Source organism: Geminicoccus roseus DSM 18922, assembly GCF_000427665.1.
In the GTDB taxonomy this organism is placed as follows: Bacteria; Pseudomonadota; Alphaproteobacteria; order Geminicoccales; family Geminicoccaceae; genus Geminicoccus; species Geminicoccus roseus.
In genome coordinates this window covers 3,474,273-3,492,449 of record NZ_KE386572.1, presented here as the reverse complement: position 1 = coordinate 3,492,449, position 18,177 = coordinate 3,474,273, and the positions used below count along the sequence as shown (strand labels likewise).

Annotated in this window: 20 protein-coding genes; 11 read left to right on the top strand and 9 right to left on the bottom strand. The window is 69.2% G+C overall.

Features of this window, described 5'->3' with window-relative positions:
• The first annotated feature begins 4 nt into the window (after positions 1–4).
• The 9 genes from GEMRO_RS30260 (at position 5) to GEMRO_RS0117405 (ending at position 8,405) form a co-directional block, all read left to right on the top strand.
• On the top strand, positions 5–943 hold the full coding sequence (locus tag GEMRO_RS30260; protein ID WP_035485521.1) for a peptidylprolyl isomerase: 939 nt from the start codon (positions 5–7) through the stop codon (positions 941–943).
• 28 nt (positions 944–971) lie between these two features.
• Positions 972–2,192 carry a bifunctional glutamate N-acetyltransferase/amino-acid acetyltransferase ArgJ gene (argJ, locus tag GEMRO_RS0117440; protein ID WP_027135037.1) on the top strand — a complete coding sequence of 407 codons (1,221 nt, stop codon included), beginning with the start codon at positions 972–974 and terminating at the stop codon, positions 2,190–2,192.
• A gap of 26 nt (positions 2,193–2,218) precedes the next feature.
• The gene (locus GEMRO_RS0117435) at positions 2,219–2,650 is read left to right on the top strand and encodes a (deoxy)nucleoside triphosphate pyrophosphohydrolase (protein WP_035485518.1); all 432 of its coding nucleotides are present in this window, start codon (positions 2,219–2,221) and stop codon (positions 2,648–2,650) included.
• A gap of 46 nt (positions 2,651–2,696) precedes the next feature.
• Entirely contained in the window at positions 2,697–3,623 is a 927-nt protein-coding gene (locus GEMRO_RS0117430; RefSeq protein WP_027135035.1) for an AEC family transporter, read from the top strand.
• Between the two features lie 426 nt (positions 3,624–4,049).
• Complete coding sequence (locus GEMRO_RS34320; protein WP_157505625.1) at positions 4,050–4,292, top strand: hypothetical protein; 243 nt, start codon at positions 4,050–4,052, stop codon at positions 4,290–4,292.
• Positions 4,293–4,323: 31 nt separating this feature from the next.
• Positions 4,324–6,006, top strand: coding sequence for a hypothetical protein (locus tag GEMRO_RS0117420; protein ID WP_027135034.1), 1,683 nt, complete (start codon positions 4,324–4,326; stop codon positions 6,004–6,006).
• Positions 6,007–6,021: 15 nt separating this feature from the next.
• The gene (locus GEMRO_RS32805; protein ID WP_051329181.1) at positions 6,022–7,005 is read left to right on the top strand and encodes a calcium-binding protein; all 984 of its coding nucleotides are present in this window, start codon (positions 6,022–6,024) and stop codon (positions 7,003–7,005) included.
• Positions 7,006–7,107: 102 nt separating this feature from the next.
• On the top strand, positions 7,108–7,500 hold the full coding sequence (locus tag GEMRO_RS0117410) for a carboxymuconolactone decarboxylase family protein (protein ID WP_027135033.1): 393 nt from the start codon (positions 7,108–7,110) through the stop codon (positions 7,498–7,500).
• Positions 7,501–7,520: 20 nt separating this feature from the next.
• The gene (locus GEMRO_RS0117405; protein WP_027135032.1) at positions 7,521–8,405 is read left to right on the top strand and encodes an NAD(P)-dependent oxidoreductase; all 885 of its coding nucleotides are present in this window, start codon (positions 7,521–7,523) and stop codon (positions 8,403–8,405) included.
• Between the two features lie 14 nt (positions 8,406–8,419).
• Here the strand turns inward: GEMRO_RS0117405 and GEMRO_RS0117400 are convergent, their stop codons facing one another.
• Positions 8,420–9,088, bottom strand: a complete 669-nt coding sequence (locus GEMRO_RS0117400) for a class I SAM-dependent methyltransferase (protein ID WP_051329180.1) — start codon at positions 9,086–9,088, stop codon at positions 8,420–8,422.
• 237 nt (positions 9,089–9,325) lie between these two features.
• On the opposite strand from GEMRO_RS0117400, the gene GEMRO_RS0117395 reads away from it, so the two are divergent.
• Positions 9,326–10,750 (top strand): Nramp family divalent metal transporter, encoded by a 1,425-nt coding sequence (locus GEMRO_RS0117395; protein ID WP_240476710.1) that lies wholly within the window; start codon positions 9,326–9,328, stop codon positions 10,748–10,750.
• Between the two features lie 29 nt (positions 10,751–10,779).
• Here GEMRO_RS0117395 and chrA read toward each other — a convergent pair whose 3' ends face one another.
• Complete coding sequence (gene chrA, locus GEMRO_RS0117390) at positions 10,780–12,201, bottom strand: chromate efflux transporter (RefSeq protein WP_027135029.1); 1,422 nt, start codon at positions 12,199–12,201, stop codon at positions 10,780–10,782.
• Positions 12,198–13,019, bottom strand: a complete 822-nt coding sequence (locus GEMRO_RS0117385) for a chromate resistance protein ChrB domain-containing protein (protein ID WP_027135028.1) — start codon at positions 13,017–13,019, stop codon at positions 12,198–12,200. Before GEMRO_RS0117385 ends, chrA begins: the two co-directional genes overlap by 4 nt.
• Positions 13,020–13,210: 191 nt before the next feature.
• Here GEMRO_RS0117385 and GEMRO_RS0117380 point away from each other — a divergent pair, with 191 nt between their 5' ends.
• A complete protein-coding gene (locus GEMRO_RS0117380; RefSeq protein WP_027135027.1) occupies positions 13,211–13,603 on the top strand; it encodes a GFA family protein in 393 nt (130 codons plus the stop codon).
• Between the two features lie 148 nt (positions 13,604–13,751).
• Here the strand turns inward: GEMRO_RS0117380 and GEMRO_RS0117375 are convergent, their stop codons facing one another.
• From GEMRO_RS0117375 to GEMRO_RS32800, 6 genes are all read right to left on the bottom strand, one after another.
• Positions 13,752–14,069, bottom strand: a complete 318-nt coding sequence (locus GEMRO_RS0117375; protein ID WP_157505624.1) for a hypothetical protein — start codon at positions 14,067–14,069, stop codon at positions 13,752–13,754.
• Positions 14,070–14,353: 284 nt separating this feature from the next.
• Positions 14,354–14,803: a DUF4112 domain-containing protein gene (locus GEMRO_RS30250; RefSeq protein WP_084507090.1), complete on the bottom strand. Its 450-nt coding sequence runs from the start codon at positions 14,801–14,803 to the stop codon at positions 14,354–14,356.
• A 394-nt stretch (positions 14,804–15,197) separates the two neighbouring features.
• Positions 15,198–16,259 (bottom strand): calcium-binding protein, encoded by a 1,062-nt coding sequence (locus GEMRO_RS0117365; protein ID WP_027135025.1) that lies wholly within the window; start codon positions 16,257–16,259, stop codon positions 15,198–15,200.
• Between the two features lie 132 nt (positions 16,260–16,391).
• Positions 16,392–16,718 (bottom strand): hypothetical protein, encoded by a 327-nt coding sequence (locus tag GEMRO_RS0117360; RefSeq protein WP_157505623.1) that lies wholly within the window; start codon positions 16,716–16,718, stop codon positions 16,392–16,394.
• 48 nt (positions 16,719–16,766) lie between these two features.
• Complete coding sequence (locus GEMRO_RS34945; protein ID WP_051329178.1) at positions 16,767–17,195, bottom strand: hypothetical protein; 429 nt, start codon at positions 17,193–17,195, stop codon at positions 16,767–16,769.
• Positions 17,196–17,303: 108 nt separating this feature from the next.
• Entirely contained in the window at positions 17,304–17,855 is a 552-nt protein-coding gene (locus GEMRO_RS32800; RefSeq protein WP_157505622.1) for a hypothetical protein, read from the bottom strand.
• Between the last annotated feature and the right edge of the window lie 322 nt (positions 17,856–18,177).

Here is an 18,177-nt window from a genome sequence, read left to right as displayed (position 1 = left end):
ATCGGTGCGTCTAGCGGTATTCGGCGTCTCCATCCTTCTGGCCACGACCTCCCTGGTCCAGGCCCAGGAAACGGTGCCAGCCCCGGCCGAAACGGCCCCTGTCGAGAACCAGGCCGCCACGCCGGAAGGCGATCCCGTTGTCGCGACGGTCGACGGCGCGGAGATCCACCGGTCCGACGTGGTCCGCTTCCAGGAAAGCCTGCCCGAGCAGTACCGCAACATGCCGCTCGAGATGGTCTTCGAGCCGCTGCTCAACCGGGTGATCGACACCCGCCTGCTGGCGGCCAAGGCCACCGAGGACGGCGTCGCCGAGGAGCCGGCGGTGCAGGCCCGGGTCGAGGAGGCCCAGCAGGGCATCCTGCGCGACGAGCTGCTGCGCCGCGCGGTCGACGAGGCGACCACGCCGGAAGCGCTGCAGGAGGCCTATGACGAGGCCAAGGTGCAGGAAGGCTTCGCCCTGGAGGAGGTCAAGGCCGCCCACATCCTGGTCGAGACGCCCGAGGCCGCCGAAGCGATCATCGATCGCCTGGAGAAAGGCGAATCCTTCGACGAGATCGCCAAGGAAGCCTCCAAGGATCCGGGCAGCGCCCAGCAGGGCGGCGATCTCGGCTGGTTCACCCGCGACAAGATGGTCCCGGAGTTCAGCGCCGCCGCCTTCACCATGGAGCCCGGCAGCTACTCGCAGGAGCCGATCAAGTCGCAGTTCGGCTACCACGTGATCAAGGTCGAGGATAAGCGCACCCGCGAGCCGACCATGGACGAGATGCGCGAGCAGATCTTCCAGGAGAACGCGCGCGAGGCGATCGAGCAGACCGTGGCCGATGCCCGGGACGGCGTGACCATCGAGAAGTTCAATCCGGACGGCTCGACCCCGGCGCCGGCCACCGATGCGGCCGACGGCGACGCGGCTCCGGCCGACGGCGACGCCGCCCCCGCCGAGTAGTCTTCCTCCCGACATCGAGAAGAGATCGATGAGCCATCCCGTCTCGCCGCTGGCGCCCGAACGCCTGCCCGATCTTCCCGAGCTGGCCGGCGTCCGCTTCGCCACCGCCGAGACCGGGATGCGCTACAAGAACCGCCCGGACCTGCTGCTGGCGGTGTTCGACCCCGGCACCACGGTCGCGGGCGTGTTCACCCAGAACGCGGTCTGCGGCCACCCGGTCACCTGGTGCCGCCAGGTCCTGCCCCGCGGCAGCGCCCGCGCCCTGGTGGTCAACGCCGGCAACGCCAACGTCTTCCGTGGTGCGGAGGGCGACGCCGCCGTGCGCCGCGAGGCTCAAGCGGCGGCAGAGGCGATCGGCTGCGCCGCCGAGGACGTCTATGTCGCCTCGACCGGGGTGATCGGCCAGCGCCTGAACGTGGAGCTGATCGCCCGGCACCTGCCGGAGCTGGCCGGCCGGCTGGATCCCGCCGGGATGGCCGCCGCCGCGCATACCATCGTCACCACCGACACGTTCCCCAAGGCCGCCGTCCGCACCCTGACCCTGGACGGCCGCACCGTGACCATCGCCGGCATCGCCAAGGGCTCAGGCATGATCGCGCCGAACATGGCGACCATGCTGGCCTTTCTGTTCACCGACGCCGCAGTCGACGCCAAGGCGCTGCAGGCGATGCTGGCAGCCGCCGCCGACCGCTCGTTCAACTGCGTGACGGTGGACAGCGACACCTCCACCTCCGACACCCTGCTCTGCTTCGCCACCGGCAAGGCCGGCAACCCGGCGGTCGCCGAGCCGGCCGGCCCGTTCGCCGAAGCCCTGACCGAGCTTTGCACCGATCTCGCGATCCAGGTGGCCAAGGACGGCGAGGGCGCCCAGAAGCTGATCACCGTCAGCGTCGCCGGTGCTGCCGACGACCGCGCCGCCCGCGCCATCGCCATGTCGATCGCCAACTCGCCCCTGGTGAAGACCGCGGTCGCCGGCGAGGACGCCAACTGGGGCCGGGTCGCCATGGCGGTCGGCAAGGCCGGCCAGCCGGTCGATGTCGGGGCCCTCACCATCGCGTTCGGCGGCATCGCGGTCGCCAAGGATGGCGGTGCCGTGGCCGATCTGGACGAGGCGCCGGTCACCGCGCACCTGCAGGGCCGCGACGTGCGGATCGACGTCACCGTCGGCGCAGGGCCCGGCCATGCCAGCGTCTGGACCTGTGACCTGACCCACGGCTACATCGACATCAACGGCAGCTACCGTTCCTGACCGTTTCCCTTTCGTTTGTGCGGCCGTTGACCCAGAACCCGACTTCTCCCCCCTCCGAGCGCCCGATCGTCCTGGTGGTCGCCTGCGCCCTGGTCGATCCCGATGGACGCGTCCTGGTCGCCCAGCGGCCGGAGGGCAAGCCGATGGCGGGCCTGTGGGAGTTCCCGGGCGGCAAGCTGCACCCGGGCGAGACGCCCGAGGCGGCGCTGATCCGCGAGCTGGAGGAGGAGCTCGGCATCTCCACCCATGCGAGCTGCCTGGCCCCCCTCACCTTCGCCTCGCATGCCTATGAGCGCTTCCACCTGCTGATGCCGCTGTTCGTCTGCCGGCGCTGGCAGGGAGACCCGGTCGGCAAGGAGGCCCAGGCTTTGCGCTGGGTCCGCCCGCAGCGCCTGCGCGAGCTGGCGATGCCCGAGGCCGACCTGCCGCTGATCGCCCCGCTCTGCGACCTTCTTTGACCCAGCCCGCCCCTGATCACCCACCGCCGGCGACGGAGCCTTCGCCATGGAGATGATCGCCGGGGTCGCCATCCCGTTCTTCGCGGTGCTGCTGTGCGGCTACCTCGCCCGCCACCTGAAGATCCTGGACGAAAGCGGCGTGCGCGGCCTGAACGCGTTCGTGTTCTGGTTCGCGCTGCCGGCGCTCCTGTTCTGGAAGGTCTCGGAGAGCCCGTTCGAGCGCCTGTCCGACCCGTCCTTCTACCTGGTCTACGAGGGCGGGACCCTGTTCCTCTACGCCGCCGTGTTCCTCGCCATGCGTTGGGGCCTGCGCCGCACCCGGGCGGAGAGCGCCATCGTGGCGATCGGCGCCTCCTGGGGCAATGTCGGCTACATGGGCGTGCCGCTCCTGCTGGCGGCCTATGGCACGGACCAGGCCCTGCCCGCGGTGATCGCGACCGCCCTCGATTCGATCGTGATGCAGACCCTGACCGTGATCCTGATCGAATCCGGCGGCGGCGACCGCCGGACCGGGATCCTGGGGGTCGCCCGGGGCCTAGCCAGCAACCCGCTGATCCTGGCGGTCTTGGCCGGCTTCGTCGTGGCGGCCCTGGACCTGGAGCTGCCCGCGACCCTGGTGGGCTTTCTCTCGATCCTGGGCCCCGCCGCCGGCCCGGGCGCCTTGTTCGCCCTGGGCGCCACGCTCACCGGCGGACTCGGCCTGCGCCGCGACTACGGCATGGCGGCCGGGATGATCGGTGCGAAGCTGCTGGTCCTCCCTCTCCTGGTGTTCGTGATCCTGCAGTTCATCCCGCTGCCGCCGCGCCTGGTGGAGCCGACCCTGATCACCGCGGCCCTGCCCACCGCCGCCAGCGTGTTCGTCCTGGCGCAGCGCTACAACGTGCTGGAGCGACCGGTCGCCCTGGTTGTGTTCGCCAGCCACCTGCTGGGCATCGCCACCCTGACCGGCCTGCTGGTCATCCTGCAGTTCTGACAAACTAGAAGTTGCACTGCCGGACCCGTCATCTTCCGCATGGTTTCGCGGCATCCGCAGCGGGCAACCTGCCGGCATCCGGCCGCACCATCAGTTGCAGCCCGACAGGATGATCCACGTCTTCTGGTTGCATGGATCGGGGAAGGGATCGGCGCGGCCACCGCGCGCAAGACCCCGGCCGGGAATGCGGAACGACTATGACGGCATTATCATGCGTTCTTTGAGGCGCCTACGTACATACTTGTGATTTATCGGAATATAGATTCCAACATAGAAGTATAAATCGCGCCACATTATTCGTCTTGACCAACAAGCCGCATGAAGCACATCAATATCTTCATCACATCCCGTCACCATTATTCACGATGACGATCTGTGTGCTGAAGAGCACATGAGCATCGATTCGTTCATATTGGGGAACCATCGATGGCTACCTCTCTCGAACCTTCCCCGCACGCAGCGCCGACCGTCACGAGGCGCACGGCGCTGCAGGTCGGGGTGGGCGCCGCCGCCGCCGTCGTGCTGGCGCCGGCGATCCGGGCCGACGCGGCTTCCGACTTCATCCCGCGCTACGAAGTGCCCGCCTACGACGGCGATCTCCCCCCGCTGCCGCCGACCTGGACCAAGAAGCGGCCGCCCTGGTCGAAGGGCCGGGGGCGCCGGCAGTGATCCGGCCGGGCGGCAAGGGGGTGACCGCGCCATGACGCTTCCCGAGTACCGGCTGATCGGCTGCCCGATCTACGCCTCGACCCAGGCCAACATCCGCTGGCAGGCGGGACACTACTTCTCCTTCCAGGCGCCCAAGAGCGGCACGGTGGAGCGCTTCCTGTGGCAGACCCAGGGTGCCCGCCAGCATTCCGATCCCACCGACGGGCATAGCGGCGGCAATTTCGGCACCTATCTGGTCCGGTTCTTCCGCTGCACCGACTGGGGGGCGCCCAAGGGCGCGCAGCTCGCCGCCGGCGTGGTGACGCCCGGAGCCCAGGGCTACCAGCCCGGCCGCCAGGTCAACGGCTTCGATATCCTGGACCCGGCCTCCTCGCCCTCCGGCGTGCCCGACAGCCCGGAGCTGCAGGGCGGCCTGCATGTCCAGGCCTGGATGAACCGGGTGCAGCCGCTCAACGGCGTCTCGATGTATTGCGGCACCGCGTTCGTCTACATCGACGTCACCGCCGACGGCGGCCCGTGGCGGGTCTCCGAAGGCGAGTGGATCCTGGCGGAATTCGTCAACATAGCGGCGGATCCGACCCGGAACTTCTCCTTCGACAACAACGCCTTCTCGGCCGCGGCCGCCCATCCGGGCCTGAGCGCGTCCAACGCGCCGATGGATCGGCTCCTGGCCGTCCGGCAATATCTTCCCGACACCCAGCAGCCGAGCAGCGATGCGAGTTCCGGCGGTGCCCGGGGCATGGTTCCGTTCTACATGCTGGGCTACAGCGACGGCACCTGGTACGGGCAGCCCTGGTATTATCGCGGCCGCTACACCAGCGGCAGCCCGAGCAACGGCCTGTTCGACGAGAACCCCACCAACCCGAATGGGACGGCGCCCACCTCGCCGCCCGCCGCGGCGGACCGGGGCCCTGCCCTGCTCCTGTTCGGCACCCGCCGCCTGCGCCAGGTCCTGACCCCGCCCTCGAGCTTTTCCGGCGAGACCGTCGACGTGATCTCCGTCCATGCCTGGCGCTGGACCAGCCTGGCCGGCTACGCGCTGAACCGGCGCCTGGGCGTGCGGATCCTGCGGGTGTCCAGCACGTCCGGCCGCACCGTCACGCCCTATACCCAGGTCTGGCCGCCTCCCTACGCCTCGGGCAGCGACGTGTTCCGGCTCGGCCGGGGCAGCGACAGCGGCCCGTTCAAGGCGTTCCCGGTCGATACCTTCGTGGCGTTCGGCCAGAACGTGGTGGCCGGGACCACCCTGACCATCACCCCCTCCAACCTGTCGAGCCGGACCTCGCCGACCCTGACCCAGTTCGAGCAGGCGATCCCCATCATCCGCTACGGCCGGCTCGCGATCTCGCCCAGGCTGACCCTGTCCTCGTCCTACCGCTACGTCATCGAGCTGGTCGCCGAGAGCGGCGCCGCCTTCGCCATGCAGCTGCAGAAGAACCCGCACCGCTACCTCAACCTGCACCGCACCAAGTCGGACGGCACCGTCGACACCAGCCAGGGCCGCGCCTTCATGCCGGGCGGCGCCGCGCAGCGGCCGGAGATCCCGATCCCGCAGGTCTGGCCGTGCAGCCCGCGCGCGGTGCCGACCTTCAGCGAAGACAACGCCAACAATTCCGGCCGCTTCTACAATGCCGCCGGCAAGCTCTATTCCGGGACCAGCTGGACGGAGTTCAACGATCACATGCTGCCGGTCTGCCTGGATCCTCCCGTCTGACACAGGAGACGAACCATGCCCACGATCACTGGCACGCCAGGGAACGACGACCTGGTCGGCACGAGCTCGAAGGACACGATGTATGGCCGGGACGGCAACGACCGTCTGGCGGGGGGCATGAACGACGACGCCCTCTATGGCGAGGCCGGCCATGACATGCTGCACGGCCAGGAGGGCGACGACCGCCTGTTCGGCGCTGCCGGCAACGACATCCTGGACGGCGGCATCGGCGACGACCTGCTGTTTGGCAATGAAGGCGACGACACCCTGCATGGCGGGGATGGCCAGGACGTCCTGCGCGGGCGGATCGGCCAGGACCGGCTGTCCGGCGGACCGGGCGACGACCAGCTGTTCGGCAACGACGGCGACGATTTCCTGGATGGCGGCGAGGGCAACGACCAGCTCTGGGGCGGGGACGGATGGGACGACCTGCGCGGCGGCCTGGGCGACGACCTGCTGCATGGCGGCCTGGGCGACGACTTCCTGGACGCCGGCGGCGGCACCAATGTCGTGGCGGGCGAGGATGGCGACGACGTCGTGACCGCCTATGCCAAGGACAGCATCGACACCGGCAGCGGCGACGACCGGGTGAGCCTGCTGGGTCTGGCCGGCCTGGACGCGACCGTCACCTTCGGGGCGGGCGCGGATGCCCTCACCATGGACTATAGCAGCGGAAACCAGGAGTTCGCCGGCGGCGGGCAGACCCGGATCACCGACTTCACCACCGGCAGCGACCTGATCGGTCCTCTGCGATTCGCCATCATCGACGATGGCGGCCTGGAGACCGTGGGCTTTGCCGCCCTGGACAGCAACGCCGACGGCGTGGTCGGCGCCGGCGACGCCGGCGTGGCCCTGGCCGATCAGACGCTCACGATCGACCTGGGCGTGGCGCTGACCAGCCTGGCCTCGGTCGGCCGCCCGGGTTTCCATGTCGCCACGCCCATCGTCCTGCAGCTCGACGGCGTGACCGAGCTCAAGCCCGCCGACTTCGCGGCCTGACCCGCGCCCAGGGGCGTGCCGACCGGTGGCCGGCGCGCCCGGATCTCCGTAAACCAGGGGGCACGCCCCGGCCCGTGCCGGGCCGCCACCAGGAGCCGCGCCATGCCCCGCCCCGCCCCCATCGAGTATGCCGACGCCAGCCCGGAAGTCCGCGCGGTGTTCGACGACATCAAGGCCAGCCGCAACGTCCAGGACGTCAACAATTTCTGGAAGTACCTCGCCAACGACCCGAAGACGCTCCGCCGCACCTGGGCGAGCATCAAGGAGATCATGGCCGACGGCGCGCTCTCGCCGCTGGTCAAGGAACTGATCTATGTCGCGGTGAGCGTCACCAACGACTGCGAGTACTGCATCGCCTCCCACTCGGCCGCCGCCGCCAAGGCCGGGATGACCCCGGAGATGTTCGCCGAGCTCGCCGCGGTGATCGGCATGGCCAACGAGACCAACCGCCTGGTGGCCGCGTACCGGGTCCCGGTCGACGAGCAGTTCCGCTGAAAACCGAAGGACGAGCAAGGATGAAGCTGGGATTCATCGGCCTTGGCCGGATGGGCGCGGGCATGGCCGCCAACCTGGTCCGCGCCGGCCACGAGGTGAGCGTGTTCAACCGCACGCCCGCAAAGGCGGCGCCGCTGGTGGAGGCCGGCGCTGTCGCCGCCGCCGACATCGCCGGGGCCTGCCGGGGCCAGGCGGTGGTGAGCATGCTGTCCAATGACGAGGCGGTCGAGGCCGCGGCCTATGGCGAGAACGGCGTGCTGGCCAGCCTTGCGCCGGGCGCGACCCATGTCTCCTGCAGCACCATCAGCGTGGCCCTGTCCCGCCGGCTGGCCGCCGACCATGCAGCGGCCGGCCAGCGCTTCGTCGCCGCCCCGGTGTTCGGCCGGCCCGAGGTGGCGGCCGCCGGCGAGCTGTCGGTGGTGGCGGCCGGCGATCCCGACGCCGTGCAGGCAATGACGCCGCTGTTCGAGGCGATTGGCCGGCAGACCTTCGTGGTGGGCGAGGCCCCGGATGCCGCCAACCTGGTGAAGCTCAGCGGCAATTTCCTGATCGCCGCCGTGATCGAATCGCTGGGCGAGGCCATGGCCCTGGTCGGCAAGGCCGGGGTCGACCGCGCCGCCTATCTGGACGTGCTGACCAACACCCTGTTCGGCGCGCCGGTGTATCGCACCTATGGCCGGCTGATCGCCGAGCGGCAGTTCGAGCCGGCCGGCTTCGCTGCCCCGCTCGGCCAGAAGGACATCCGCCTGGTGCTGGCCGCCGCGGAGGAACTGCAGGTGCCGCTGCCGCTGGCCAGCCTGTTGCGCGACCGCTTCCTGGCCCTGCTGGCCCAGGGCGGCGAGAACCTGGACTGGTCGGCGATCGGCGCCCTTGCCGCCAAGGACGCGGGCGAGAGCATCGGCTGAGCCCTGCCGGCCGCTCAGCCCGTGCCGGGCTTGCGCAGCAGCGCCACGTCCTTGCGGGGAATGGCGCAGCTCCAGCTTCGCTGCGCCGCCAGCACCGCGAAGGTCCGGGCCCGGTAGAACACGACGTGGGTGGGGTCGCGCCGGTAGTGCCAGTCGGCGAAGCGGGCGTCGTCGGTCTGGAAGCAGGTCATCACCCCCAGCACCCCGCCCGGGCGGAGCAGGCCGTCCAGCCGGTCGAACATGCCGGCCGGATCGTGGAAATGCTCCACCACCTCGGCGCAGGCGACGAAGTCGTAGCGCCGGGAAAGCGCGCCCGTGTCCGGGTGGAAGAACGGGTCGTACAGCGCCACCCGGTGGCCCGCCTCGCGCAGCATCGCCGCCAGCGCCGGTCCCGGCCCGCAGCCGAAATCCAGCCCCTCCAGCTCCGGTCCCAGCGCCGCCAGGAGCGGCTCCGCCAGCCTGGCCAGGAAGCGCCGGTAATGCGGGTCGTCCGGATCGTTCTGGTGGCGCAGGTACTCGGCCCGCTCCTCGTCCGGGGCCGGAAGCTGCGCCGGATCGAGGAAGCGCGCCTCGCACTGCGCGCAGCGCCGATAGTCCCGCCCGCCGACGCTCAAGAACGGCAGCGCCGCCCCGGCGCGGCAGACCGGGCAGGCCTTGACCATCTCGCCGCCGCCCATCGTCATCCAGCTCCTTTCCCCGGCCTCCGGTGACCCAGGCAATCCCCCTGCATACCGCCCGGCGCCCAGCAAGCAGAAGGCCCTGCCGGTCCGGATGACCCTCTCGTCATCGGCCGGACATTCTTTAGTGATGGCAGGAAGTTGACAGGTTTGGTTCAAGCCGTTCCACCGGCGGCGCCGACCCGGGATCGTCGACAACTCCCTTGCCGCCCGCCGATCCTCGCTCCTTCAGGGAAGCTGCACTTGGCAAGCAAAGCTGACGCGGTGGCGGCCACCGCCTACCGCGCCCATGACGACGACCCCTACCATCTCACCCCCGAGGGCATCCAGGAACCGCCGGTCGGCTGGAAGCACAGCCTGAAGCATCTGGGCCCGGGCCTGATCCTCAGCGCCTCGATCGTCGGCTCCGGCGAGCTGATCGCCACCACCACGCTCGGCGCCCATGCCGGGTTCGCGCTGTTGTGGATGGTGATCTTCAGCACGCTGGTGAAGGTCGCGGTCCAGGTGGAACTGGCCCGCTGGACGATCTCCACCGGCCAGCCGGCGCTGACCGGCTACAACAAGGTCCCGCCCAAGCTCGGCCCGGTCGGCTGGATCAACGTGCTCTGGGTGCTGATGGCGCTCTCCAAGGTGCTGCAGATCGGCGGCGTGCTGGGCGGTGCCGCGGCCTCGCTCAGCATCCTCCTGCCGGTCGGCGGCGACCCGCTCGGCACCACCTCGCTGACCTTCTGGACCGTGGTCACCGCCGCCTCCAGCATCGCCCTGCTCTATTCCAACCGCTACAGCCTGATCGAGCGGGGTGCCGTGTTCCTGGTGGTGATCTTCAGCGTGGTCACCATCGTGATCGCGCTGGGCCTGCCGTTCACTCCCTATGCCTACGGCATGGACGAGCTGATGGGCGGCCTGGCCTTCGCCATCCCGGCCGGAACGATCGGCGCCGCCATCGCCATGTTCGGCATCACCGGCGTCGGCGCCGACGAGCTGACCTTCTACACCTACTGGTGTATTGAGAAGGGCTATGCCCGCAATGTCGGCCCGAACGACGGCAGCGAGGCCTGGGCGCGCCGCGCCAAGGGCTGGATCGCCGTGATGTACAAGGACGCGTTCGTGTCCTGGGCGATCTACACCTTCGGCACGCTGGCCTTCTTCATCATGGGCGCCGCCGTGCTGCGCCCGCAGGGTCTGGTGCCGGTCGGCAACGAGATGATCACCACCCTGTCGCGGATGTACACCGACACGCTGGGCGAATGGGCCGCGATCCTGTTCCTGCTGGGCTCGTTCGCGGTGCTGGGCTCGACCCTGTGGGCCGCCGTGCCCAGCTGGTCGCGCATGTACGTGAACTTTTTGTCGGTGGTGGGCCTGGTCGACTGGCAGGACACCCGGTCCCGCACCCGCTGGATCCGGATCTTCACCGTGGCGCTGCCGATCGTGTGGGGCTGCGCCTACCTGTTCATCCAGTCGCCGGTGCTGATGGTCCAGATCGGCGGGGTGATGACCGGGGTGTTCCTGCTCGGCACCGTCGTGGCCGTCTGGTACCTGCGCCAGACTGAGACCGACCCGCGCATCCATGGCGGCGGCCTGTTCAACGCCGCCCTGGTGATCAGCAGCCTGGCGATCATCCTGCTGGGCCTCTACACCGCGCTGAAGGTGTTCGGCCTGTTCGACTGACCCCGTTCCCTGGCCGCCCGCACGGGCGGTCAGGGCGCTGGCAGGGAAAGTTCTCCAAGCACCAGGCCGAGCAGCAGGCTGGCGAGGGCCGCCAGCGCCAGGGTCCTGACCACCCCCAGGCGGAGGCGGAACAGGGCCAGTGCCGCCAGCGCCGCCAGCGAGCAGGCGGCAAGGTCCAGGGAGGCCGGCACCGGCAGCTCGACGCTCAGACCCGCGAACCCGACCGGCTGCAGCTCGCCGAACAGCACGCGCAGGCCGAACCAGGCGGCCAGGTTGGCGATCACGCCCACCACCGCAGCGGTGATCGCCGCCAGCGCCCCGGCGAGCGCCCGATTGTTCTGCAGCCGCTCGATCGCCGGCGCGCCCAGGAACACGAACACGAAGCAGGGCGCGAAGGTGACCCACAGCACCAGGCCCGAGGCGGCGACGCCGCCTAAAAGCCCGGTGGGCGGCGCGGCCGCACGGAACCCGGCCAGAAAGCCCACGAACTGCAGCACCAGGATCAGCGGCCCCGGTGTGGTCTCGGCCAGGCCCAGGCCGGCCAGCATTTCCTCGGCCGACAGCCAGCCATAGGCCGCCACCGCGTCCTGGGAGACATAGGCCAGGACGGCATAGGCCCCGCCTACCGTGACCACCGCCATCTTGGAAAAGAACCAGGCGATGTCGGCATAGGTGCCGGCGCCTGTGCCTAGCAGCAGGCCCACCGGCAGGAGCCACAGCCCCAGCCCGACGCCGCCGGCAAGCCGCGCACGCGCGGCCAGCCGCGCCGGGCGGCCCGGATCGGCGACCAGCATCCGGTCGATCAAGGCCGGCTGGTCGCCGCTGGCCTCGCCATGGCCGTTCCCATCGAAGGCGCCGGGCGCCAGAAATCCGATGAGGCCCGCGGTCAGCACCACCAGGGGAAAGGGCAGGTTCAGGACGAACAGGGCGACAAAGGCAGCGATTGCCAGCGCCCATGCCGCGCGCCCATGGAGCGCCCGGCGCCCCACCCGCAGCAGGGCTTCGACCACGATCACCAGGACCGCGCATTTCAGGCCGAAGAACAGCGCGGACACCAGCGGCACGTCGCCCAGCAGCACATAGGCCGCCGATAGCGCCAGCATGACGATGGCCCCCGGCAGCACGAACAGAATGCCGGCCAGCAGCCCGCCGCGCACGCCATGCATCAGCCATCCCAGATAGGTGGCGAGCTGCTGCGCCTCCGGGCCCGGCAGGAGCGTGCAGAAGTTCAGGACCTGCAGGAAGCGCCGCTCCCCGATCCAGCGCCGCTGGTCCACCACCTCGCGGTGCAGGAGCGCGATCTGCCCGGCCGGCCCGCCAAAGGAAAGCAGCCCGATCCGGAGCCAGACCCGGAACGCGTCCGCCAGCGACGGCGGCGCCTCCTCCGGAATGGCGAGGTCCGCCTGGGCGGCCCGTTCGGCGGCGGCTGCGCCCTCCAGGGCGGCGCTCATGGGGCCGCTCCCTTCCGACCCGGCCAGTTGTGGGTCTCGTCGGTAGCGTCCCGGCACCAGCGGTAGAAGGCGTCGTACAGGCCGAGCCCGGCGTCGAGCTGCTCCAGGTCGTCGGCATGCATCCGCGACAGGCCGAGCGAGGCCGCCAGCAGGCCGGCCGCTTCCGGGGCCAGGTCCAGCCGGGCGGTGTCGGCGCCCCGCACGATCCGCGCCAGCCGGCGCAGGGGCTCGGTGCCGAGCGCGAACTCGTCCAGCATGACGTCGAAGGTGCAAAGCTCGCCGCGATGGCTCCAGAACACCCCTTCCGTGTCGAACGGCGCAGCCCCGAACCGCTCGGCCACGGCCTCCACCTCGGCAGGCGCGACGAACAGGAACACGGCACCAGGATCGATGAAGCGGCGGATCAGCCAGGGACAGGCGATCCGGTCGATCTTCGGGCGCGCGCGGGTGACCCAGACGCTGCGCCCCCGGGCGTCCGGCGCGGGCAGCCGGGCGGCCGGCACCGCGGGCAGCCCCGCCTGCGCCCAGGCGGCGAAGCCGCCTTCCAGCACATCGGCGGGGATCCCCAGGTGGCGCAGCCAGGCGGCGACCCCCTGGCTCAGCTTGCGACCCTGCTGGCAGATGACCACCGCCTGACGCCCGCTCAGGGCGCCGCTCCACGCCTCCACGCCGGCATGCGGCCGCCGGGCCGAACCCGGGATCAGCCTCGGGTCGGCCGCGAAATCCTCCTCGGTGCGCACATCGACCAGCACCGGGCATTTCGGGGTGCCGATCAGGCGCTGCAGCTTGGCGATGGCGATGGTGGTGGTCGACGACATGGCGCGTCCTTCCGTGGTCGGTGCGGGACGCGATTCTTCGGCTGTCGCCTCGTGGGGAGATCGCATTCCCCATGAACGGGATGCTAGGCGACAGGCAGGGATCCGATCAAGATGCAGCCGGCCCGGAGGGCTCGCTCAGGCCGCAAGGCCTGCCTCGGGAGCGCCCGCTTGATCCGACGAGGAGATGCTGCATGGAGCGGTTCACCGGCGGTTGCCTGTGCGGCGATGTCCGTATCGTGGCCACGGGCCGCCCATGGCGGGTCGGCCTGTGTCACTGCCTGGACTGCCGCAAGCATCATGGCGCCCTGTTCCAGGCCACCGCGATCTTTCCGCAGGAGGCGGTAGCCATTGAAGGCGAGACCCGGGACTATGCCGGCCGGCATTTCTGTCCCCGCTGCGGCTCGTCCGTGTTCGCGCGCACCGGTGACGAGACCGAGGTGGCCCTGGGGGCCCTGGACGCACCGGACCAGTTGATGCCGACCTATGAGAGCTGGATCGTCCGGCGCGAATCCTGGCTGCCGCCGTTTCCGCTCGCCAGGCACTACGAGCATGACCGGGAGTCCGCCAGCCGCTTCGAGGGGTAGCAGGCCCCCTGCTTCCGGCGGATGGACGGCGACCCACCCGTGGGCCTGCCGGTACGGGTGGGGCGGTCCACCACGCTCATGAAGACGACAGGTCCTCCATGTCGCCCGTGGTCGTGCTGTCGTTTGCGCTGGCGGCATTGCCGGAGCCCTAGGGTGAGCCCGCCCCCCTCATCTGGTCGTAGTCGAACGTATCGATGACGGTGATCTCGTCGCGCGAGCAAGGCAGGTGGTAGCCGATCTGGTTGGGCGGCCAGCCATGATGGGGACAGGCGCGATAGCCGGTCGTCCCGTCGTCGCTGAAGATCAGGTCGTTGACATAGCCGTAGCGCTCGTCGCCGGTGAGGAAGGCGTAGTTGCCGATCAGCTCGCTGCCCTTGAACACCCGGGGCGACGTCGCGAGCTCATCCTCGATCGTGTACCGGAAACCCCGCTCCGGATGCCGGCCTTCCTGGAGACCGCCCTTCATCGTGCACGGAAACCGGCGCCAGGCCCGGTACCCGGCCGCCATGAAACGTCGATGGTGGATCGGAGTCCGCCGGTTCGGACCTGTACCCGGGCGCCAAAGGCTGAAGCGCGGTCGAGCGCCCTGCCTGCCCGCCGGGCGGGACATTCCCCGGCACCGTCGGCGGTCCGATGGACGCCTCGCCGGGTTCGTCGACAAAGGCTGGACGCCCCGGCCGGGTCCTGCCGGCCATGGCGACGGGATCGGGGCGACAGTGTCCTGGGCGACGGACTTGTCGTCTTGGAGGCTCAGCCAGCCGAGGCACGGTCGGCGCGCAAATCGAGGACCTGGTCCTCCCGGTCGAGATGCTCGCGCAGCAGCGCCACGTTCTTCAGGTTGGCCTTGAAGAACACGTCGCCCACCCAGCCGATCACCGGCACCGCGCTGATGGCGCTGTCGACCACGAGGTTGCCGATCATCCGCGCCATCAGCCTGTTCGGCACACCGAGCCGGCGGGCTTCCCAGATCAGGTAGGCGGACATGCCCTGGGCGACGATCGTGCCGGCGCCGGGGATCAGGTTCAGGGCCGAATCCGCGCCGAACCGGATCTGCGTGCCCGGCACGCGGAACGCGCTGTCCAGCACCGTCGCCAGGCGGTCCAGGCGCTTGCGGGCGTCGCCGATCGAGCGCTGGCGGTCGCCGGCAGCGGATCGATGGCCGTGGCGCGCCGTGTTCATGTCCATGGATGCGGTGTGCATCAAGAACTCCCAGGTTCGGAGCTTCCGTTAGAAGCTCTTCATGTGGAAGAGTCCGACATCGCAGTCCCGACAGGAACCGCCAGAGGGGCCCGGACCCCGATGAATGACGAGGTGGTCTCTCCTGCCACACGTTTCAAGAAGACCACCATCCGATTTCTCTTGCGATGCTTCGGCATCACCCGTTCTTCCGGTCCATCACCCCGGTTTTCATGAATTTCTACATACACGCTTCCGGACTATCCTGACGGAATGACCCTGCCTTCCCTGGGGCGCCGCCGGTCCGCTGGCCCGGGCCCTTGCGGGCAAGCAGCAGGACGCCCCCCGGACCGGGCCTGGTCCGGGGGGCGTGCCGGGACTGCTGCCGGGCCCCGCCTTTCGGTCGGCGGGCGCCCGTTCAGGCGACCAGGAAGTCGCGCGCGGTCAGTTCCAGCGCTTCCTGGGAAAGGGTCTGGACCAGGATCTGGTTCCGCCCGGTGCCATCCAGCACCACCGTCACGGCCGAGGAGCCGTTGTCGATCAGGGTGAGGTCAGCAAAGTCGCTGAAGCCGTAGCTGCGGATGTCGATCTTGTCCTTGCCGCACTCGAAGTCGCCGATCAGGTCGGAGCCGCTGTCCGGCCCGAACACGAACACGTCGCGGCCGCCGGTCACCTTGCCGGCGACGTTGGCGAAGTCGCCCCACATCGCGTCGTTGCCGGAGCCCCCGATCAGCACGTCGTCGCCGCCGCGCACGTCGAGCGCCGCCTCGGAAAGGCCCGCCTCGAAGGCGTCGCCGAACAGGTTGTCGAAGCCGGCCCCGCCCTCGAGCTTGTCGTTCTGCCCCCAGGCGCGGCCGGACATCTCGTAGGCGTCGCCGAACAGGTTGTCGTGGCCGTCGCCGCCGTTGAGATGGTCGCGGCCGCCGCGGGTCATGTGCTTCATGGAGAAGGCTTCGCCGAACAGCCGGTCGTCGCCCTGGCCGCCATAGAGATGGTCGGCGGTGCCCCAGGCATTGTCCCACATCTCGAACGCCTCGCCGAACAGGTTGTCCGCGCCGAGGTCGCCATAGAGATTGTCGGAGCCGCCCTGGGTCCGGTGGGACATCTCGAAGCTGTCGCCGAACAGGTTGTCGTGGCCCCAGCCGCCGAACAGCAGGTCGCCGCCGCCAGCGCCGCAGCCGATCAGCTTGAAGCTGTCGCCGAACAGGTTGTCGTCGCCGCGCGCGCCATGGATCCAGTCGCTGCCGCCGCGCCCCTGGGCGGTGATCACCCAGGCGTCGCCCAGCACGTTGTCCTGCGCGGCCCCGCCCATGATCACGTCATGGCCGCCCTGCCGGTTCAGGAAGCCGCCGACCTCGCGGACCCCGTCCGGGTTGCCGGTCGAGAACGCGTCGCCGAAAATATAGTTGTGCTCGTGGTCGGCAAAGATGAAATCATCCTTGTCGGCGCTGTTGCCGATGCCACCAATGATGACTGCCATCGTATCATCCTCTGTTCGAAAATCATGATGTGAACCGACAGCAGATCATCGTGAGGATGCTCGATCCTCGCCGAGATGTTCGGCGGCCATCGGGCTGATCAGCTGGCGCCGATCTCCGGCCGGAGTCGGAGTTCACCGCGCCCGCCAGCCGTTCCCGTGGCCGTTGCCGCTGCCGGCATTGCCCTGATTGTTGCCGTCATTGCGGTTGCCATTGTTGTTTCCGGCATTGCCGTTGCCGTTGTTGTTGCCCCGGCCGCCCTGCCAGGCGGTCCCCTCGCCCCCGCTCGATCCGTCCGGCAGCCGTTCCAGCCAGCGCCACGCGTCGGCCGCCGGGAAGGCGTCCCTGGCGTCGGCGCTGGACGGAAGCGGCGCCATGCCGGTCACCGCCGGCCAGCCTTGCACCCCGAGGGCGCAGAAGGCCGCCATGGCGATGGCGCATCGGACGGACGGGCGTCGCATCGATCCTTCTCCCCTGCGGATACCTGGCCTGGCGGTATCCGCGGCCGGTCAGTTCCGGCCGTTATGGTTGCCGTTGAAATGACCGATATTGCCGTTGCCGTTGCGGCTGCCGCCGTTATGGATGCCGTTAAAGTTGCCGATATTGCCATTGCCGTTGCGATCGCCGGAGTTGTAGCTCCCGTTGCCGATCCCGATATTGCCGTTGCCGTTGTTCTTTCCGGTATTGCCGACGCCATTCAGGTTGCCGACGTTGCCGTGGCCGCCGTTCTTGTTGCCGATGTTGCCGTTCCCGGAATTGTTGTTGCCGACATTGCCGTAGCCGGTGTTGTTGCGGCCGACATTGCCGTTGGCGAACATCCCGCCCGCGAAGGAGGAGAACGAGCTGGAGCTCGTCTTGGCCGGGGCGGCCTCGGCTGCGGGGCCGGCGGTCGCCAGGGCGGCAAGGGCGCCGGCGAGTAGCAGGTAGCGCACGTTCATGTCCTTTCGGTTGCTGGCTGGGTGTCCCCCGGGGCGGGAGCCTCGGGGGACACTGCCCAGGAGCAGGCCGGGCGCCGGCCGGATCGCCGGCGCGCCGGTCGGCCAGGCTCAGCGGCCGCGGTTGCCCTGGCCGTTGAAGTTCCCGTTGGAGTTGCCCTTGTTGGCGTTGCCGTTCTGGTTGCCGTTGTCGCTGCCCCAGTTCCGGTTGCCGTTCATGATCCCGTTGTAGCGGCCCCAGTTGCCGTTGCCGTTCAGGTTGCCGTTCTTGGAGCCGGCATTGTAGTTGCCGTTCATCTTGCCGTTGAACGAGCCGTGGTTCTCGTTGCCGTTGCCGTTGCCGTTCTGGTAGCCGTAGTTCCCGTTGCCGTTCGACTTGCCGTTGTGGTAGCCGACATTGCCGTTGCCGTTGCCGTTACCGTTCACGGAACCCTTGTTGTGGTTGCCGTTGTAGGTGCCGTTGTTGGAGCCACGGTTGTAGTTGCCGTTGTCGTTGCCGTTGTCGGAACCGCGGTTGTAGCTGCCGTTATAGCTGCCGTTGTAGTTGCCGATATTCCCGTTGCCGTTGCCATTGCCGTTGCCGCTGCCGCCGGAAGCCATGGCGGCGGTCGCCAGCAGGCCGAGAACTGCGGCCGAGCAGAACATCACTTTCAAGGACTTCATCACACACTCCCTTCTCGGTCGGGGCGAGACCCGGGAAATTCCGGCGCCGCCGAGGAGATGACCGTTAGATTGCCAATTTGTTACCAAGACGCAAGAAAAATTTTTAAGTAATTTGCAAGTATTTTTCAGTATTCAGTTGGCCAAGCGCCGACTCTTTCTTCTTCTTGTGAAGAAGAAACCGGCATGTGCAGGATCTGGCCTGCCCGGCCCACCACAGGACGCGGCTCCGCCTCGCGCGCTTTGGCAAGCGCGTGCGTCGGATGGCCGGGGATCGGAAGATGAGCGGAAAGGCGCCGGGTCGCCGGCGCCGTCGGATCCTAGG

Excerpts from the sequence above, each read along its gene's own strand:
- GEMRO_RS32805 (WP_051329181.1), top strand. The coding sequence starts at position 6,022 with ATGCCCACGATCACTGGCACGCCAGGGAACGACGACCTGGTCGGCACG.
- GEMRO_RS0117430 (WP_027135035.1), top strand. The coding sequence starts at position 2,697 with ATGGAGATGATCGCCGGGGTCGCCATCCCGTTCTTCGCGGTGCTGCTG.
- GEMRO_RS0117380 (WP_027135027.1), top strand. The coding sequence starts at position 13,211 with ATGGAGCGGTTCACCGGCGGTTGCCTGTGCGGCGATGTCCGTATCGTG.
- GEMRO_RS32800 (WP_157505622.1), bottom strand. The coding sequence starts at position 17,855 with ATGAAGTCCTTGAAAGTGATGTTCTGCTCGGCCGCAGTTCTCGGCCTG.
- GEMRO_RS0117365 (WP_027135025.1), bottom strand. The coding sequence starts at position 16,259 with ATGGCAGTCATCATTGGTGGCATCGGCAACAGCGCCGACAAGGATGAT.
- GEMRO_RS0117400 (WP_051329180.1), bottom strand. The coding sequence starts at position 9,088 with ATGACGATGGGCGGCGGCGAGATGGTCAAGGCCTGCCCGGTCTGCCGC.
- GEMRO_RS0117420 (WP_027135034.1), top strand. The coding sequence starts at position 4,324 with ATGACGCTTCCCGAGTACCGGCTGATCGGCTGCCCGATCTACGCCTCG.
- GEMRO_RS0117360 (WP_157505623.1), bottom strand. The coding sequence starts at position 16,718 with ATGCGACGCCCGTCCGTCCGATGCGCCATCGCCATGGCGGCCTTCTGC.
- argJ (WP_027135037.1), top strand. The coding sequence starts at position 972 with ATGAGCCATCCCGTCTCGCCGCTGGCGCCCGAACGCCTGCCCGATCTT.
- GEMRO_RS0117385 (WP_027135028.1), bottom strand. The coding sequence starts at position 13,019 with ATGTCGTCGACCACCACCATCGCCATCGCCAAGCTGCAGCGCCTGATC.
- GEMRO_RS34945 (WP_051329178.1), bottom strand. The coding sequence starts at position 17,195 with ATGAACGTGCGCTACCTGCTACTCGCCGGCGCCCTTGCCGCCCTGGCG.
- GEMRO_RS0117405 (WP_027135032.1), top strand. The coding sequence starts at position 7,521 with ATGAAGCTGGGATTCATCGGCCTTGGCCGGATGGGCGCGGGCATGGCC.
- GEMRO_RS0117410 (WP_027135033.1), top strand. The coding sequence starts at position 7,108 with ATGCCCCGCCCCGCCCCCATCGAGTATGCCGACGCCAGCCCGGAAGTC.
- GEMRO_RS0117375 (WP_157505624.1), bottom strand. The coding sequence starts at position 14,069 with ATGAAGGGCGGTCTCCAGGAAGGCCGGCATCCGGAGCGGGGTTTCCGG.
- chrA (WP_027135029.1), bottom strand. The coding sequence starts at position 12,201 with ATGAGCGCCGCCCTGGAGGGCGCAGCCGCCGCCGAACGGGCCGCCCAG.
- GEMRO_RS34320 (WP_157505625.1), top strand. The coding sequence starts at position 4,050 with ATGGCTACCTCTCTCGAACCTTCCCCGCACGCAGCGCCGACCGTCACG.
- GEMRO_RS30250 (WP_084507090.1), bottom strand. The coding sequence starts at position 14,803 with ATGCACACCGCATCCATGGACATGAACACGGCGCGCCACGGCCATCGA.